Genomic DNA, 15,205 nt, shown 5'->3' with positions numbered 1-15,205 from the left:
ACAAGTTCGCAGGCCTTTGGCACTGTTTCGGTTTTACTCAGGGCCGGGGCCGGTCCTCGACCCGCGTCAGCAGTAAGGAAGGCGCATGATCCGCTCCGAGCTGATCCAGAAGATCGCCGACGAAAACCCCCATCTCGTGCAGCGCGATGTCGAGCGGATCGTGAACACGGTGTTCGAGGAGATCATCGACGCCATGGCGCGCGGCGACCGGGTCGAGTTGCGCGGCTTCGGGGCCTTTTCGGTCAAGCGGCGCGAGGCGCGGGTGGGCCGCAACCCGCGCACCGGCGAGGCGGTGCAGGTCGAGGAGAAGGCAGTGCCGTTCTTCAAGACCGGCAAGCTTCTGCGCGATCGCTTGAACGGGCAGGCCGAATAGGTCAAACCCGGTTCCGCCGGGCACACGGTCCCGGCTGACGGGGAAGGCCGAGACCACCATGCGCTACATCAAGATCGCAGCCCTCCTGTTCCTTGCCCTCGTGCTGGTGGGCGTGGCGCTCGCCAACCGTCAGCCGGTCGCGCTCAGCGCGACGCCCGCGGGCCTCGACCCGTGGCTCGGCTCGACCACGATCATGGTGCCGCTCTACCTCGTCATCCTCATCTCGCTGCTTGTCGGGATCGTGATCGGCCTTGTCTACGAGTGGCTGCGCGAGGCGCATATCCGCCGCGAGGCCGCGCGCCGCGCCCGTGAGGTCGCCGTGCTCGAGCGCGAGGTCACCCATCGCGCCCCGCCGCGCGACGACGTGCTGGCGCTCGTGGACCGGCCGGTGCAGCGACCCGTCGCCGAGCAGTTCCCGGCCGCAACCGCCGCCGCGCAGGCTCAGGCCGGCTTGCCTGCGCCGGCGGCCGATCGTCTGCCCGCCCGGTGACCTCCGAGCGTCGCACCGGGATCAAGATCTGCGGCCTCTCGCGCCCCGGCGAGGTCGCGGCCGCGCTTGACGCGGGGGCGGGTTATCTTGGCTTCGTGTTCTTCCCCCGCTCGCCCCGCGCCGTGTCACCCGACCGCGCCGCGGAACTGACCGCCGCGGTGCCGCCGGGCCGCGCCCGCGTGGGCCTCTTCGTCAACCCCGACGACGCCATGCTCGATTCGGTGCTGGCGACGGTGCCGCTCGACATCATCCAGCTCCACGGCGCCGAGACGCCCGCGCGCGTGGCCGAGGTGCGTGCCCGGACCGGGTTGCCGGTGATGAAGGCGGTGGGCGTGGCCGGGACGGAGGACCTCGACGCGCTCTGGAACTACGGTCTGGCGGCGGATCTGCTGCTGGTGGACGCCAAGCCCCCGCGCGATGCCGTGCTGCCGGGCGGCAACGGTCTGTCCTTCGACTGGCGGCTGCTCGCCGGGCGGCGGCTCCTGAAGCCGTGGTTTCTGGCCGGGGGGCTGACGCCCGACAACGTGGCCGAGGCGGTGCGGCTGACCTTCGCGCCGGCGGTGGACGTCTCCTCCGGCGTCGAATCGGCCCCCGGCGTGAAGGACGAGGCGCTGATCCGGGCCTTCTGCGCCGCGGTGCCGTGACCGCCCCGCGCTGCCGGCCCGCCACCCGCGACGACGATCACCCGATCATCTCGGAGCGGCCGGGCTTCACCCCATCCCGCATCGGCTTTAAGAAGCCTCTCTGACATCCCGTTCATTGCGCGCCCGCCTGCGGGACAGCGGAGGCGACCATGCCCGACGACATCCCCAACAGCTTCCGCAACGGTCCCGACGAGGCCGGGCGCTTCGGCATCTTCGGCGGCCGCTTCGTCTCCGAGACGCTGATGCCGCTGATCCTTGAACTGGAGGCCGAATACGCCCGCGCCAAGGCCGATCCCGCCTTCGCAGCCGAGATGGATGACCTCTGGACCCATTACGTCGGCCGCCCCTCGCCGCTCTACTTCGCCCCGCGCCTGACCGAGCGGCTGGGCGGCGCGAAGATCTACCTCAAGCGCGACGAGCTGAACCACACCGGCAGCCACAAGATCAACAACGTGCTGGGCCAGATCCTGCTCGCCCGCCGCATGGGCAAGCGCCGCATCATCGCCGAAACCGGGGCGGGCCAGCACGGCGTCGCGACCGCCACCGTCTGCGCCCGCTTCGGGCTGCAATGCGTGGTCTACATGGGCAAGACCGATGTCGAGCGGCAGGCGCCCAACGTCTTCCGCATGCGCCTCCTCGGGGCCGAGGTAATCCCTGTGACCTCGGGCCGCGGCACGCTGAAGGACGCGATGAACGACGCGCTGCGCGACTGGGTCACGAATGTGCGCGACACCTTCTACTGCATCGGGACGGTCGCCGGGCCGCATCCCTATCCGGCGATGGTGCGCGACTTCCAGTCGATCATCGGCCGCGAGACGCGCGCGCAGATGCTGGAGCGCGAGGGCCGGCTGCCGGACCTGCTGGTGGCGGCCGTGGGCGGCGGCAGCAACGCGATGGGCCTCTTCCACCCGTTCCTCGACGACGCCTCGGTGCGGATCGTGGGGGTGGAGGCCGGTGGGCATGGCGTTGACGACCGGATGGAGCATTGCGCCAGCCTTTCGGGCGGGCGGCCGGGCGTGCTGCATGGCAACCGGACGTATCTGCTGCAGGACGGCGACGGCCAGATCCTCGAGGGGCATTCCATCAGCGCCGGCCTCGACTATCCCGGCATCGGGCCGGAGCATGCCTGGCTGAAGGAGAGCGGGCGGGCGGATTACGTCGCCATCACCGACGACGGGGCCCTGGCGGCGTTCCAGCTCCTTTGCGAGACGGAAGGCATCATCCCGGCGCTCGAGCCCGCCCATGCGCTCGCGCAGGTGGCGAAGATGGCGCCGGGGATGGGGGCGGACAAGCTGGTGGTGATGAATCTCTGCGGGCGGGGCGACAAGGATATCTTCACGGTCGCGCGGCATCTGGGGGTCGAGGTCGAGGCGTGACGTGAGGGCCGGGGGCGGTGCGTTCATAGAACGCACCGCACCCACGCCTCCGCCGCGTCGTAGGGTGCGTGATCCTCACGCACCTGCCGTGCCGCGTCCGCAAATGGGACCCTGTGCCCATTTGCGCGCACCGTCAGCCGTGAGACGACCGATCCGCCCCGCGGATCGGTCAGCGTCCGCCCTCCCCGCGGCGGACGCTTCGCGTCCACCAGGGCGGACGCTGCCGTCTGTCGTGACGGTCCGCGACAGGCGGATTCGGTATGCCATTGCATACCGTCTTCCCAATCGCCGCCGCATCGGCTATCCCCCCGCCATCACGCGAAACTGGCTTTGAGAGGGCGCCCATGACCAAGATCAAGGTGGACAACCCCGTCGTCGAGCTCGACGGCGACGAGATGACCCGGATCATCTGGGACTTCATCAAGAAGAAGCTGATCCTGCCCTATCTCGACATCGACCTGAAATACTACGATCTCGGCATGGAGGAGCGGGACCGCACCGACGACCAGATCACGGTGGATGCGGCCCACGCGATCAAGCAATACGGCGTCGGCGTCAAATGCGCGACCATCACCCCCGACGAGGCGCGGGTGGAGGAGTTCGGGCTGAAGAAGATGTGGCGCTCGCCCAACGGGACGATCCGCAACATCCTCGGCGGCGTGATCTTCCGCGAGCCGATCATCTGCAAGAACGTGCCGCGCCTGGTCCCGCACTGGACCCAGCCGATCATCGTCGGCCGCCACGCCTTCGGCGACCAGTACAAGGCCACCGACTTCCGCTTCCCCGGCAAGGGCAAGCTGACGATCCGGTTCGTCGGCGAGGACGGCGAGACGATCGAGCACGAGGTCTTCCAGGCCCCCGGCTCGGGCGTCGCGATGGCGATGTACAACCTCGACGACTCGATCCGCGACTTCGCGCGGGCCTCGATGAACTACGGGCTGCAGCGCGGCTATCCGGTCTATCTCTCGACCAAGAACACGATCCTCAAGGCCTATGACGGCCGCTTCAAGGACATCTTCCAGGAGGTGTTCGAGGCCGAGTTCGCCGACAAGTTCAAGGCCGCCGGGATCACCTACGAGCACCGGCTGATCGACGACATGGTCGCGGCCTCGCTGAAGTGGTCGGGCGGCTATGTCTGGGCCTGCAAGAACTATGACGGCGACGTGCAGTCCGACACCGTGGCGCAGGGCTTCGGATCGCTCGGCCTGATGACCTCGGTGCTGATGACGCCGGACGGCAAGACCGTGGAGGCGGAGGCCGCGCATGGCACGGTGACGCGCCACTACCGCGAGCATCAGAAGGGCAAGGAGACCTCCACCAACTCCATCGCCTCGATCTACGCCTGGACCGGCGGGCTGAAGCACCGCGCGAAGCTGGACGGCAACGAGCAGCTCAAGACCTTCGCCGAGACGCTCGAGCGCGTGACCGTGCAGGCGGTGGAGGACGGGTTCATGACCAAGGACCTCGCGCTCCTGGCCGGGCCGGAGCAGAAGTGGCTGACGACGATGGGCTACCTCGAGAAGGTGGACGAGTATCTGGGCAAGGCGCTCGCCGGCTGAGGCCAAGGCCGGGGGCTTTCCGCCCCCGGACCCCCGAGGATATTTGGATCAAGGCGAAGAGGGGCGGGCAGCGATGTCCGGCCCTTTGTCGTTCAGCTTTCGGGCGCGGCGGCGATGGAATCGACGATGCGGCCCGCGAGATCGCGGGCGGCGGTGACGACCGCCTCGGGCAGTTCCTTCGCTTGCGGGTCGATGACATCCCCGACCTGCACGTTGAGCGCCCGCCCGCGGACCTCCGCAATGCAAAGATTGTAGGCCAGCTCGCCCACGCGGGTCGCCATGCATTCCATCGCGGCGCCGCCGGGGCTCTCGACGCTCGCCTGCGCGACCGGGATCTCGCCGCCGGCCATGAAGGCCTCCGCCCGCTCGACATTGCCGGCGATGCCGTCGTCGGACAGGCGGTAGAGCAGCACCTGCAGGTTCCGGCTGTCGTCGGCGTTGCCGTAGACGGCCGTGATCCGCCCCTCGTCCGGCTCGCTCTCGATCGCGGCGCGGGTCAGGCTGTCGATCTCCTCGGGGAAGCCTGGGAGGAACGCGTTGGTGGCGTGGCCCTCGATCTCGTCGGCCTGCGCGGGGACGGCGAGGGCGACGGCCACGGCCAGCGGAGCAACGATCCTGAGGCGCATCAGTCGTCGCCGCCCGCCGGGTCGTCGCTCGCGGGATACCAGTCGAGGATCTCCACCTGGGTCCCGCCACCCTGCTCCTCCACGAGGCGGGCGAACTCGGCCGGGTCGGTGCCGCCGTGGTGATACGGAATGGCGATCTGCGGCTGGAACTCGGCGACGGCCGAGGCCGCCTGCTCGGGCGTCTGGGTGTAGGGCAGGTTCATCGGCAGCAGCGCCAGGGTGATGCCGGTCAGTGCCCGCATCTCGGGCGTGTCCTCGGTGTCGCCGGCGATGTAGAGGCGCTGCTCGCCGAGCGTCAGGACGTAGCCGTTGTCCCGCCCTTTGGGATGATACTGCTGGCGGTCCTCAGTGGTGTTGTAGGCCGGGACCGCGTCGATGGTGAGGCCCAGTTCGTCCTCGTGGCTTTCGCCATTGGCCATCGCCAGGGCGCGGGATTTCAGGTCTTCCGGCAGCATCTCGAATACGGCCGGGTTGGTGATCAGCCGCGTCTGCTCGCCCATCAGAGCGGCGAGCGTCTCGGCGCTGTAATGGTCGCCATGCTCATGGGTCACGAGGATGAGGTCGGGCGTGGCGCCGTAGCGGTCGGCGGCGCCCACCGGATCGACGGCGATTCGTGCCTCGGGCAGCTCGATTACCAACGAGGCGTGCTCGACCGGCCGCAAGGTCATCTGGCCGCCCGGCACGGCGAAGGAAGCCTCCTGCGCCGCGGCGCGGTGGGGCAGGGTGGCTGCGGCGAGGCCGGCGGCGGCGAGGGCGAGGGTCGCGCGTCGTGTCATCATCAGGGGGCTCCTTTTCGGGATTGATCCGGGACCACAACCACGCCTCGCGGCATCGGTTCCGCCTCTTGCCCGCCCGGCGCGGCGGCACTACTTGGGGCGCAATCCCCCGCATGAAGGCCTGGCCCCATGAAAGCTGCCGTCATCACCTTCCCCGGCTCCAACTGCGACCGCGACCTTGCCGTCGCGCTTGAGGCCGCCGGCGCTGAGGTGGCGCGGGTCTGGCACAAGGAGACCGTGCTGCCGGAGGGCACCGACCTCGTCGCCGTGCCGGGCGGCTTCTCGTATGGCGACTACCTGCGCTGCGGCGCCATCGCCGCGCGCTCGCCGGTCGCGGGCGCGATCCGCGAGCATGCCGGACGCGGCGGCTACGTGCTGGGCGTCTGCAACGGCTTTCAGGTGCTGACCGAACTCGGCCTGCTGCCCGGCGCGCTGATGCGGAACGCGGGCCTCAGCTTCATCTGCCGCGACGCCGCCCTGACGGTCGAGACCGACGACAGCGCCTTCACCTGCGGCTACGCGCGCGGCGCGCGCATCTCGCTGCCGGTCGCGCATCACGACGGCAACTACCAGATCGACCCGGAGGGCCTCGCGCGGCTCACGGGCGAGGATCGCATCGCGCTGACTTACGCCACGCCCCTCAACGGCTCGGCCGGGGACATCGCGGGAGTGCTCTCGGCCAACCGTCGCACGCTCGGCCTGATGCCCCATCCCGAGCGGGCCGCGGACCCGGCCCTAGGCCCGGCGGACGGTGCGCGGATGCTGCGCCGGCTGGTCGGCAGCCTCGTTGCCGCCTGAGGCGGGAGTTGCCTCGCAACCCGCGGGGCCGTAAACCCTGACGATGCAGGCCGCGGACGACGAGCTGCAGGACGACGAGATCGCCGAGGGCGCCCCTGAGCGGGACCGCTCGGAGCGGTGGGTGCTGCGGGTGCTGATCGTCCTGATCCTCGGCCTCGCCATGGGCACGATCTGGGCCACCAACATCTGGCTGACCGAGCGTTTCACCGAGACTACGCGGGCGCGGGCGGAGGTCCGCTCGGCGCTCTATTCCGGCAACCTGCATTCGGAACTGCAGCGCAACGGCGTCGTGCCGCTGCTGCTGGCGCGCGACCCGGCGCTGATCTCGGCGCTCGAGACGCAGGACTACACCACCACCTCCGCCCGCCTGATCGCGGCGCAGCGCGAGATCGAGACATCGGCCATGCTGCTGCTGGACGCCTCCGGCCGTGTCGTCGGCGCGACCGACCGGCGGCTCCTCGGCAGCAACTTCGCGGGCGAGCCGTTTTACGTCGATGCCGTGCGCGGCCGCGACACGGTCTTCACCGTCACCCCGAACTCCGCCACCGGCTTCGCCTTCAGCCACTCGCGCGCGGTCGTCGGCCATGGCGGGCGCACCCTCGGCGTGATCGTCGTCGCCGGCGACTTCGGCCGGCTGGAGCGCAGCTGGGCGGGCATCTCGGACGCGGTCGCCGTCACCAACAGCGAGGGGCGGATCATCCTCGCGACCGAGCCCCGCTGGCGCGGGCTGACGCTGCCCGAGGCGCTCGCCGCGCGCTCGGCCCCGTCGGCCATCGAGCGCGCCTTCCAGGTCACCGCCGACTGGACCAGCTCGCCGGCCGACGCCTACATCCGCGGCAAGGCGGTGATGCAGACCGAGACGCGGGTGCCGTTCCGCGGCTGGCGGATGATCACCTTCACCACCTATGATTCGGTGCGGCAGCGCGTGAACCTGATGCTCGCGCTCGAGATCATGGGGTTCGCGCTGCTGCTGGCGCTGGCCTTCTATCTCACCTCGCGGCGCGCCCTCGACCGGACCGAGAAATACCGCCGCGAGAGCGCCGATCTGCGGGCGCTGAACGCCCGGCTGACGAGCGAGATCGCCGAGCGCGAGCGGGTGCAGCGCGAGCTGCGCGTGGCCGAGCAGTCGGTGCAGCAGTCCTCGAAGCTGGCCGCCTTGGGCGAGATGTCGGCGGGCGTCAGTCACGAGCTGAACCAGCCGCTGGCGGCGATGAAGACCTATCTCGCCGGGGCGCGGCTCCTGCTGCAACGCAACCGCCCCGAGGAGGCGCTGTCCTCGTTCCAGCGGATCGACGACCTGATCGAGCGCATGACCGCCATCACCCGGCAATTGAAGAGCTTCGCCCGCAAGGGCGGCGAGGCCTTCGAGCCGTTCGACCTCCGCGACGCGATCAGCAGCGCGCTCACGCTGGTCGAGCCGCAGCTGCGCGCCCGGCGCATCCGGGTCACGCGCATGGTCCCGCGCGGCACGGTGATGGTCTATTGCGACCGCATCCGGCTGGAACAGGTCATCATCAACCTGCTCACGAACGCCGTCGACGCGACCCGCCAGACGGCGCAGCCGCAGATCGAGATCGAGGTCCGCTCGGGCGCTCACGCGATCCTGTCGGTGCGTGACAACGGCCCCGGCATCGCCGATCTGGACAAATTGTTCGAACCGTTCTTCACCACCAAGAAGCCTGGCGAGGGCACCGGCCTCGGGCTTGCGATCTCGTCGGAGATCGTGGCGGATTTCGGCGGCCGCCTGACGGCCCACAATGCCGAGCACGGCCCGGGCGCCGTGTTCGAGGTTCAGCTGCCGCTCCACGCGCCGCGCCTGCGCAGCGCGGCGCGCGGGCATGACACGGCGCGGCCCATCCGGGCCGCGGAATGAGAATGGACGGAGGCGCCTGATGACGCGGCCGATGAAGATCGCGATCGTGGACGACGAGCCCGACATGCGCGAGTCGATCAGCCAGTGGCTGGTCCTGTCGGGCTTCGACACCGAAACCTACGCCTCGGCCGAGGAGGCGTTGAAGCAGATCGTCCCCGACTGGCCGGGCGTGGTTATCACCGACATGCGGATGCCGGGCATGGACGGCATGGCCTTCCTCAAGCGCCTGATGGGCATCGATTCCGGGCTGCCGGTCATCATGATCACCGGCCACGGCGACGTGCCCATCGCAGTCGAGGCGATGCGGATGGGCGCCATGGACTTCATGGAAAAGCCGTTCAACCCGGACCGCCTGACCGAACTGGCCAAGAAGGCCACGCAGGCGCGGCGCATGACGCTCGACAACCGCGCCTTGCGGCGCGACCTCTCCGAGGGCCAGCCGGTGATGTCGAAGCTGCTCGGCGCCTCACCGGCGATGGAGCGGCTGCGCGAGGATATCCTCGATCTCGGCCAGGCCGACGGCCATGTGCTGATCGACGGCGAGACCGGGACCGGCAAGACCCTCGTGGCCCATGCGCTGCACGCCGTCGGCCCGCGCGCCTCGCGCCGCTTCGTGCCGATCTCCTGCGCCGCCTTCTCGGAGGAGGCGCTCGGCCTGCGGCTCTTCGGGCCGGTCGAGGACGGGTTGCCCGCGGTGGAGGAGGCGCGGGGCGGCACGCTGGTCCTCGAGGACATCGAGGCGCTGTCCGATTCGCTGCAGGCGCGGCTGCTGGCCTTCATTGCCGACCAGGGCGACCGGGCCGAGACCCGCATCATCGCCATCACCAACGTCCGCGGCGAGGGGCGCCGGCTCGAGGACATCCTGCGCCCCGATCTCTTCTACCGCCTCGGCGCGCTGAAGATCACGGTGCCACCCTTGCGCCAGCGGGGCGAGGACATCCTCACCCTCTTCACCCGCATGACCGAGCAGTTCGCCGAGGAATACGGCTGCGAGGCCCCCAAGGTCACGGCGCAGGAGGCGGCCCAGCTGCTGCAGGCCCCCTGGCCCGGCAACGTCCGCCAGCTCATCAACGTGGCCGAGCGCGCGGTGCTGCAGAACCGCCGCGGCACTGGCTCCATCGCCTCGCTGCTGATGGCCGATGGCGACGAGGGGCAGCAGGCGACCACGACTGAGGGCAAGCCGCTGAAGGAATATGTCGAGAGCTTCGAGAAGATGCTGATCGACAACACCATGCGCCGCCACAAGGGCTCGATCAGCGCGGTGATGGAGGAGTTGAGCCTGCCGCGCCGGACGCTGAACGAGAAGATGGCGAAATACGGGCTGAGCCGCGGGGATTACCTTTAAGGCCGGGGGCTGCCGCCCCCGGACCCCCGCGGATATTTTCAGACAGAAGAAGTCAGGCGAAGTGTTCCAGGATCGCGGCGAGAAACCGCTCGCGGATCGGCGGGGCTTCGAACATCGCCTCGTGGCGCGAATCGGGCAGGTCCAGCAAGCGCGCCTCCCGCCACCCCTCGGCGCGGTGATGGATCGCGGCGGGCGAGACGATATGGTCCTCGCCCGCGACCGCGATCAGCACCGGAAGGCTGGGGAGCCGGTCGGCCGGGATGGCGGCGAGCGCGCGGCATTCCTCGATCGCGGCATGGACCCAGTCGTAGCTGGCCGGGCCGAGGGCGAGCTCCGGCCAGTTCGCCGCCTCGCGCATGAAGCGGGTGTATTCGTCGATGTTCGAGGTCAGGCGGTTGCCGTTGAACGGCACGTCCAGCACGCTCGACGCGCCGGGGATCGGCCGCGCGCCGCGCCCGCTGCGGCCGATGGCCAGCGTGATGCCCTCGGCCACGCGGGCGCCCACCGGCTCTGGGAGGAAGCTGCCGAGGCGGATGCCCCACATGGGGGCCGAGAAGGCGGAGGCGGTGACCTCCAGCCCCTCGGTCAGCGCCCGCAGGCCGATGGTGCCGCCCATCGAATGGGCGAGCAGCCGCCACGGCCGGGGCAGGTTCAGGTCGCGCGCCGCCGCGGCGAGGGCGGCGACGTCGCGCTGATACTCCGCGAAATCCTCGACATGGCCGGGGCGGGGATCGTCGATCAGCCGTTCCGACGCGCCCTGACCGCGCCAGTCGATGGCGAGGACGGCATGGCCCGCCGCCGTCAGCCGGGCGGCGACCGGCGCGTATTTCTCGCAGTATTCCGTGCGGCCGGGGAACAGCAGCACCGTGCCCCGCGCGTCATCCCCCCGCCACAGCGCGAGCCGCAGCGCCACCCCGTCTGCGGCCTCGGTCAGAAACGCCTCGGCCGGCGGTTGCGCCGCGCCCGGCAGCTGCCGGAACGGCGCCGGGCGCATCAGCTCAGCGCCGAGCCGAGCCGCATCGCGGCGCCCATGTCGCCGTCCACCGTCAGCTTGCCCGACATGAAGGCCATGGTCGGGTTGACCGAGCCGTCGAGGATGCCCTCGAAGGTCTCGCGGCTGGCGGTCATGGTCACATCCGCCGCCTCGTCGCCCTCGCGCGCGCCGGAGGCGTCGAGCATGATCGCGCCCTCGCCCTCGATCACGAACTTGGCGGTGCCGTCGAAGCCCTTGACCTTGTCGTTCAGCGCGCTGACGGCACCCTTGACCACGTCGCTCATGCGTCTTTCCTTTCGCTCGCGGCTGGCGGAGGCCCGCCGCTGTCCCTAGATTGCAGCTATGACCCGCCGCGCGCGCCCCTTCCAGCCTTTCGTCGCGGCAATTTTCTGCGCTTTTGGTCTGGCCGTCCCGGCGGCCGGCCAGGAGGCGCCCGCGACCCCGCCCGCGGAAGCGACGACCGACCTTGACGCCCTCTTCGCCGCGCTGAAGGCGCCGGGCGAGGGCTGGCGCGGGGCCGAAGCCGACATCCTGCGGGCCTGGTCGCGCTCGGGCTCGGCCAGCATCGACTACCTGCGGCAGCGGGGCGAGGCGGCGCTCGACGCAGGCGACCTCGCCGCCGCCATCGGCCACCTTACGGCACTCACGGACCACGCCCCCGACTACGCCCCCGGCTTCCAGCTGCGCGCGGCCGCCTACGCCTTCGCTGGCGAGTTCGGCCCCGCCGCCGCCGATCTCGCCCGCGCGCTGACGCTCGAGCCGCGCAATTTCCTCGCGCTGACGCAACTCGGGGCCATGCTGGAGGAGATCGGCAACACCGAGGCCGCGCTCGACGCCTTCGAGGTCAGCCTCGCCATCCACCCGCACCAGCAGGAGGCCCTTGACGCCGTGGCCCGCCTCACCCGCGCGCTGGGCGGCACGGCGATCTGAAGCCATGACCCGCGTCACGGCCGTCCTCGGGCCGACCAACACCGGCAAGACCCATTACGCCATCGACCGGATGCTGGCGCATCGCACCGGCGTCATCGGCCTGCCGCTGCGGCTGCTCGCGCGCGAGGTCTATGACCGCATCGTGAAGGCCCGCGGCCCCTCGGTCGCGGCGCTGGTCACCGGCGAGGAGCGGATCGTCGGCGACCGGGCGCAATACTGGGTCGCCACGGTCGAGGCGATGCCCGAGGCGATCGGCGCCGATTTTGTCGCCATCGACGAGATCCAGCTCTGCGCCGACCCTGAGCGCGGCCATGTCTTCACCGACCGCCTGCTGAACGCGCGGGGCCTGCACGAGACGCTGTTCCTCGGCTCGGACACCATGCGCCCGGCCATCGCCGCGCTCGTCCCGGACGCCACCTTCATGCGGCGCGAGCGGTTCTCGACGCTGTCATGGGCGGGGTCGAAGAAGCTCAGCCGGATGCCCGCGCGCTCGGCCGTGGTCGGCTTCTCGGTCGATGACGTCTATGCCACGGCCGAGCTGCTCAGGCGCCAGAAGGGCGGCTGTGCGGTGGTGATGGGCGCGCTCAGCCCGCGGACCCGGAACGCGCAGGTGGCGATGTATCAGGCGGGCGACGTCGATTATCTCGTCGCAACCGACGCCATCGGCATGGGCCTGAACCTCGACATCCGCCACGTCGCCTTCGAGGCCACGCACAAGTTCGACGGCCGCCGGATGCGGCCGCTGTTCCCGCATGAACTCGGCCAGATCGCCGGCCGGGCAGGGCGGCACACCGAGCCCGGCACCTTCGGCGTCACCGGCGAGGCCTCCGCGCTGGACGAGGGGCTGATCGCGGCGATCGAGAACCACCGCTTCCAGCCGATCAGCCGGTTGATGTGGAGGAACGGCGCGCTTGAATTCGGCACGATCGACCGGCTGCAAGCCTCGCTCGAGGTCGCGCCGTCGAGCGAATGGCTTTCCCGAGGACGCGAGGCCGACGACCTCCGGGCGCTCAAGGCGCTTGGCGACCTGCCCGAGATCCGGGCCCGCGCGACGCATCCGAAGGACGTGCGCCTCCTCTGGGACGTCTGCCGCATCCCCGACTTCCGCAGCATCTCGCCGGTCGAGCACACGACGCTGCTGTCCCGCATCTTCGGCTTCGTGCAGGAGGGGGGCGTGCCCTCGGACTGGATCGCCCGGTCGGTCGCGCGCATCGACAAGACCGGCGGCGACATCGACGCGATCAGCAAGCGGCTGTCGTATATCCGCACCTGGACCTATGTGGCGCAGCGCCGCGGATGGGTGCAGGATGAAGACCATTGGCGCGGCGAGACCCGCGCTGTAGAAGACCGCCTGTCGGACGCGCTCCACGCGGCACTGACCCAGAGATTCGTGGACCGGCGCACCTCCGTTCTGCTGCGCCGGTTGAAGCAGAAGGAGAGCCTCGTGGCCGAGGTCAACGACAAGGGCGAGGTCAGCGTCGAGGGCGAGTTCGCCGGGCGGCTGGACGGTTTCCGGTTCCGCACCGATCCATCGGCGCAGGGCGACGAGGCCAAGATGCTGACCCGCGCCGCCTACGAGGCGCTGCGGCCGGAGTTTCACCTGCGCGCCGACCGCTTCTACAACGCGCCCGACACCGAGCTCGACCTGACCGAGCAGGGCGGGCTGATGTGGGGCTCCTCGGCCGTGGGGAAGCTCGCAAAGGGCGACGATCCGATGAAGCCGAAGATCGAGGTCTTCGTGGATGAGGAGGCGGGGCCCGAGATCGCCGAGAAGGTCCGCCGCCGCTTGCAGCATTTCATGGACCGCCGCATCGCGGCGCAGTTCGAGCCGCTGATGGCGCTCCGCGACGACGAGACGCTGACCGGGCTCGCCCGCGGCATGGCCTTCCGGCTGGTCGAGGCGATGGGCGTGCTGCCGCGTGCGGGCGTGACGAACGAGGTCAAGGAGCTGGACCAGGAGGCGCGCTCGGCGCTGCGCAAGCACGGCGTCCGCTTCGGCCAGTTCACGATCTTCCAGCCGGCGCTGCTGAAGCCCGCGCCGACCCGCCTGCGGCTGGTGCTGTGGAGCCTTTTCGCCGGGCTGGACGAGTTCCCCGAGAGCCCGCCGCCCGGTCTGGTGACGATCCCGAACCTGCCCGACGTGCCGCGCCAGCACTACACGCTCTCGGGCTACCACCCGGCGGGCGACCGGGCGATCCGCATCGACATGCTGGAGCGGCTGGCCGACCTCGTGCGGCAGAAGGACAGCCGCGCGGGCTTCGAGGCGAGCCCGGAGATGCTGTCGATCACCGGAATGACGCTCGAGCAATTCGCGGCGCTGATGCAGGGCTTGGGCTACGCGGCCGAGCGCGGCGAGCGGCCGAAGCCCGCGAAGGCGGTGGAGGCCGGGGTGCCGGAGGCCGCGCCCGAGGGCGAGGAGCAGGCACCGGAGTCGGCGAACCCGCTGACCGAGGAGGAGAGCGTCCTCGCCGCCGAGACCCGCGCCCGCTGGGAGGCCGAGCAGGCCGCCAGGCGCGAGGCCGAGGAGAAGGCGGCGGCAGAGGCTGCGACCGAGCCCGAGGCCGCGCCCGAGGGTGAAGCCGCCGAGACGGCAGAGGCCGAGCCGGTCGAGATGGAGGTCTTCTACACCTTCACCTGGGCGCCAAAGCCGCGTGGCCAGGCCCGCCGCGGCCCGCGCCCCGAGGCCGAGGGCGAGCGCCGCGGTCCGCGCGGCCCGCGCCGCGACGGCCAGCGTGGCCGCGCGCCCGAGCCTGCCGTGGCGGGCGAGGGTGCCCCCGCCGCCGAGGCGACGCAGGCGGGCGAGGCGCGGCAGGGCGGCGATCGCCGCCACGAGGGCGAGGGCAAGCGCGAGCGCGGCCCGAAGAAGCACGGGCAGCCCCGCCGCAACGAGGGCGAGGCCGCGCGCGAGCGTGGCGAACGGCCCGAGCGCGGCGGCAAGGGCGGCCCAAAGGGCAAGCCCGGCCAGGGTCCCCGCAACGAGGGCTCGCGCGCCTACAGCGCCCGCCCGCCGCGGACCGAGAAGCCGATCGACCCCGACAGCCCCTTCGCGGTCCTCGCCGCGCTCAAGAACCGGCAGTGAGGCGCGACAGGGACGAGGATGCGCCGGCGGAGGGCGGACGCATCCGCCTCGACCGCTGGCTCTGCCATGCGCGCGTCTTCAAGACCCGCACGCTCGCCGCCGACCGCATCGCAGCCGGCGGCATCCGCGTGAACGGCGCGCCCTGCCAGAAGCCCGCGCAGATGGTCGGCCCCGGCGACGTGGTGACGGTCGGCTCCGGCCCGCGCGTGCGGGCGCTGCGCGTCGTCGCCCCCGGCGCGCGCCGCGGCCCTCCCGCCGAGGCGCAGACCCTCTACGAGGACCTCGCCGGTCGCGCGGAAGCCGGGGGGCCGTGAGCCAACCGGTTGCCGCCCCGCGGCGCTT

General features: G+C 70.9%; 15 protein-coding genes. 11 read left to right on the top strand and 4 right to left on the bottom strand.

What is annotated here, in order from left to right:
• Nucleotides 1–85 precede the first annotated feature (85 nt).
• The 5 genes from ihfB (at nt 86) to GI374_RS07360 (ending at nt 4,442) form a co-directional block, all read left to right on the top strand.
• Nucleotides 86–373, top strand: coding sequence for an integration host factor subunit beta (gene ihfB / locus GI374_RS07380; RefSeq protein WP_154336385.1), 288 nt, complete (start codon nt 86–88; stop codon nt 371–373).
• A gap of 58 nt (nt 374–431) precedes the next feature.
• Nucleotides 432–863 carry a lipopolysaccharide assembly protein LapA domain-containing protein gene (locus GI374_RS07375; protein ID WP_154336384.1) on the top strand — a complete coding sequence of 144 codons (432 nt, stop codon included), beginning with the start codon at nt 432–434 and terminating at the stop codon, nt 861–863.
• A complete protein-coding gene (locus GI374_RS07370; protein WP_370515209.1) occupies nt 860–1,507 on the top strand; it encodes a phosphoribosylanthranilate isomerase in 648 nt (215 codons plus the stop codon). Before GI374_RS07375 ends, GI374_RS07370 begins: the two co-directional genes overlap by 4 nt.
• A gap of 149 nt (nt 1,508–1,656) precedes the next feature.
• Nucleotides 1,657–2,883: a tryptophan synthase subunit beta gene (gene trpB / locus GI374_RS07365; RefSeq protein WP_154336383.1), complete on the top strand. Its 1,227-nt coding sequence runs from the start codon at nt 1,657–1,659 to the stop codon at nt 2,881–2,883.
• A 344-nt stretch (nt 2,884–3,227) separates the two neighbouring features.
• Nucleotides 3,228–4,442: an NADP-dependent isocitrate dehydrogenase gene (locus GI374_RS07360; RefSeq protein ID WP_154336382.1), complete on the top strand. Its 1,215-nt coding sequence runs from the start codon at nt 3,228–3,230 to the stop codon at nt 4,440–4,442.
• A gap of 92 nt (nt 4,443–4,534) precedes the next feature.
• Here GI374_RS07360 and GI374_RS07355 read toward each other — a convergent pair whose 3' ends face one another.
• On the bottom strand, nt 4,535–5,068 hold the full coding sequence (locus GI374_RS07355; RefSeq protein WP_154336381.1) for a hypothetical protein: 534 nt from the start codon (nt 5,066–5,068) through the stop codon (nt 4,535–4,537).
• Complete coding sequence (locus GI374_RS07350; RefSeq protein ID WP_229582910.1) at nt 5,068–5,847, bottom strand: MBL fold metallo-hydrolase; 780 nt, start codon at nt 5,845–5,847, stop codon at nt 5,068–5,070. Before GI374_RS07350 ends, GI374_RS07355 begins: the two co-directional genes overlap by 1 nt.
• 126 nt (nt 5,848–5,973) lie before the next feature.
• On the opposite strand from GI374_RS07350, the gene purQ reads away from it, so the two are divergent.
• The 3 genes from purQ to GI374_RS07335 are packed head-to-tail and all read left to right on the top strand — an operon-like array spanning nt 5,974 to nt 9,860.
• Nucleotides 5,974–6,642, top strand: coding sequence for a phosphoribosylformylglycinamidine synthase subunit PurQ (gene purQ / locus GI374_RS07345; RefSeq protein ID WP_154336379.1), 669 nt, complete (start codon nt 5,974–5,976; stop codon nt 6,640–6,642).
• A gap of 43 nt (nt 6,643–6,685) precedes the next feature.
• Nucleotides 6,686–8,515, top strand: a complete 1,830-nt coding sequence (locus GI374_RS07340) for an ATP-binding protein (protein ID WP_154336378.1) — start codon at nt 6,686–6,688, stop codon at nt 8,513–8,515.
• Between the two features lie 19 nt (nt 8,516–8,534).
• Nucleotides 8,535–9,860, top strand: coding sequence for a sigma-54 dependent transcriptional regulator (locus GI374_RS07335; RefSeq protein ID WP_154336377.1), 1,326 nt, complete (start codon nt 8,535–8,537; stop codon nt 9,858–9,860).
• A 52-nt stretch (nt 9,861–9,912) separates the two neighbouring features.
• On the opposite strand, the gene GI374_RS07330 is transcribed toward GI374_RS07335, so the two are convergent.
• Together GI374_RS07330 and GI374_RS07325 are read right to left on the bottom strand one after the other, a co-directional pair.
• Nucleotides 9,913–10,854, bottom strand: a complete 942-nt coding sequence (locus GI374_RS07330; RefSeq protein ID WP_154336376.1) for an alpha/beta fold hydrolase — start codon at nt 10,852–10,854, stop codon at nt 9,913–9,915.
• The gene (locus tag GI374_RS07325; protein ID WP_154336375.1) at nt 10,854–11,138 is read right to left on the bottom strand and encodes an SCP2 sterol-binding domain-containing protein; all 285 of its coding nucleotides are present in this window, start codon (nt 11,136–11,138) and stop codon (nt 10,854–10,856) included. Before GI374_RS07325 ends, GI374_RS07330 begins: the two co-directional genes overlap by 1 nt.
• A gap of 58 nt (nt 11,139–11,196) precedes the next feature.
• Here GI374_RS07325 and GI374_RS07320 point away from each other — a divergent pair, with 58 nt between their 5' ends.
• Genes GI374_RS07320 through GI374_RS07310 form a run of 3 tightly spaced genes read left to right on the top strand, consistent with a single transcriptional unit; the run spans nt 11,197 to nt 15,177 of the window.
• Nucleotides 11,197–11,784, top strand: coding sequence for a hypothetical protein (locus GI374_RS07320; RefSeq protein ID WP_154336374.1), 588 nt, complete (start codon nt 11,197–11,199; stop codon nt 11,782–11,784).
• A 4-nt stretch (nt 11,785–11,788) separates the two neighbouring features.
• Nucleotides 11,789–14,863, top strand: a complete 3,075-nt coding sequence (locus tag GI374_RS07315) for a helicase-related protein (RefSeq protein ID WP_154336373.1) — start codon at nt 11,789–11,791, stop codon at nt 14,861–14,863.
• Nucleotides 14,860–15,177, top strand: coding sequence for an RNA-binding S4 domain-containing protein (locus GI374_RS07310; RefSeq protein ID WP_370515204.1), 318 nt, complete (start codon nt 14,860–14,862; stop codon nt 15,175–15,177). Before GI374_RS07315 ends, GI374_RS07310 begins: the two co-directional genes overlap by 4 nt.
• Nucleotides 15,178–15,205: the final 28 nt, after the last annotated feature.

It is taken from the genome of Paracoccus sp. S-4012 (assembly GCF_009674885.1).
Taxonomy (GTDB): domain Bacteria; phylum Pseudomonadota; class Alphaproteobacteria; order Rhodobacterales; family Rhodobacteraceae; genus Paracoccus.
This window is presented reverse-complemented; position numbering and strand designations above follow the sequence as displayed.

Excerpts from the sequence above, each read along its gene's own strand:
- ihfB (WP_154336385.1), top strand. The coding sequence starts at position 86 with ATGATCCGCTCCGAGCTGATCCAGAAGATCGCCGACGAAAACCCCCAT.
- GI374_RS07375 (WP_154336384.1), top strand. The coding sequence starts at position 432 with ATGCGCTACATCAAGATCGCAGCCCTCCTGTTCCTTGCCCTCGTGCTG.
- trpB (WP_154336383.1), top strand. The coding sequence starts at position 1,657 with ATGCCCGACGACATCCCCAACAGCTTCCGCAACGGTCCCGACGAGGCC.
- GI374_RS07360 (WP_154336382.1), top strand. The coding sequence starts at position 3,228 with ATGACCAAGATCAAGGTGGACAACCCCGTCGTCGAGCTCGACGGCGAC.
- GI374_RS07355 (WP_154336381.1), bottom strand. The coding sequence starts at position 5,068 with ATGCGCCTCAGGATCGTTGCTCCGCTGGCCGTGGCCGTCGCCCTCGCC.
- GI374_RS07350 (WP_229582910.1), bottom strand. The coding sequence starts at position 5,847 with ATGATGACACGACGCGCGACCCTCGCCCTCGCCGCCGCCGGCCTCGCC.
- purQ (WP_154336379.1), top strand. The coding sequence starts at position 5,974 with ATGAAAGCTGCCGTCATCACCTTCCCCGGCTCCAACTGCGACCGCGAC.
- GI374_RS07340 (WP_154336378.1), top strand. The coding sequence starts at position 6,686 with ATGCAGGCCGCGGACGACGAGCTGCAGGACGACGAGATCGCCGAGGGC.
- GI374_RS07335 (WP_154336377.1), top strand. The coding sequence starts at position 8,535 with ATGACGCGGCCGATGAAGATCGCGATCGTGGACGACGAGCCCGACATG.
- GI374_RS07330 (WP_154336376.1), bottom strand. The coding sequence starts at position 10,854 with ATGCGCCCGGCGCCGTTCCGGCAGCTGCCGGGCGCGGCGCAACCGCCG.
- GI374_RS07325 (WP_154336375.1), bottom strand. The coding sequence starts at position 11,138 with ATGAGCGACGTGGTCAAGGGTGCCGTCAGCGCGCTGAACGACAAGGTC.
- GI374_RS07320 (WP_154336374.1), top strand. The coding sequence starts at position 11,197 with ATGACCCGCCGCGCGCGCCCCTTCCAGCCTTTCGTCGCGGCAATTTTC.
- GI374_RS07315 (WP_154336373.1), top strand. The coding sequence starts at position 11,789 with ATGACCCGCGTCACGGCCGTCCTCGGGCCGACCAACACCGGCAAGACC.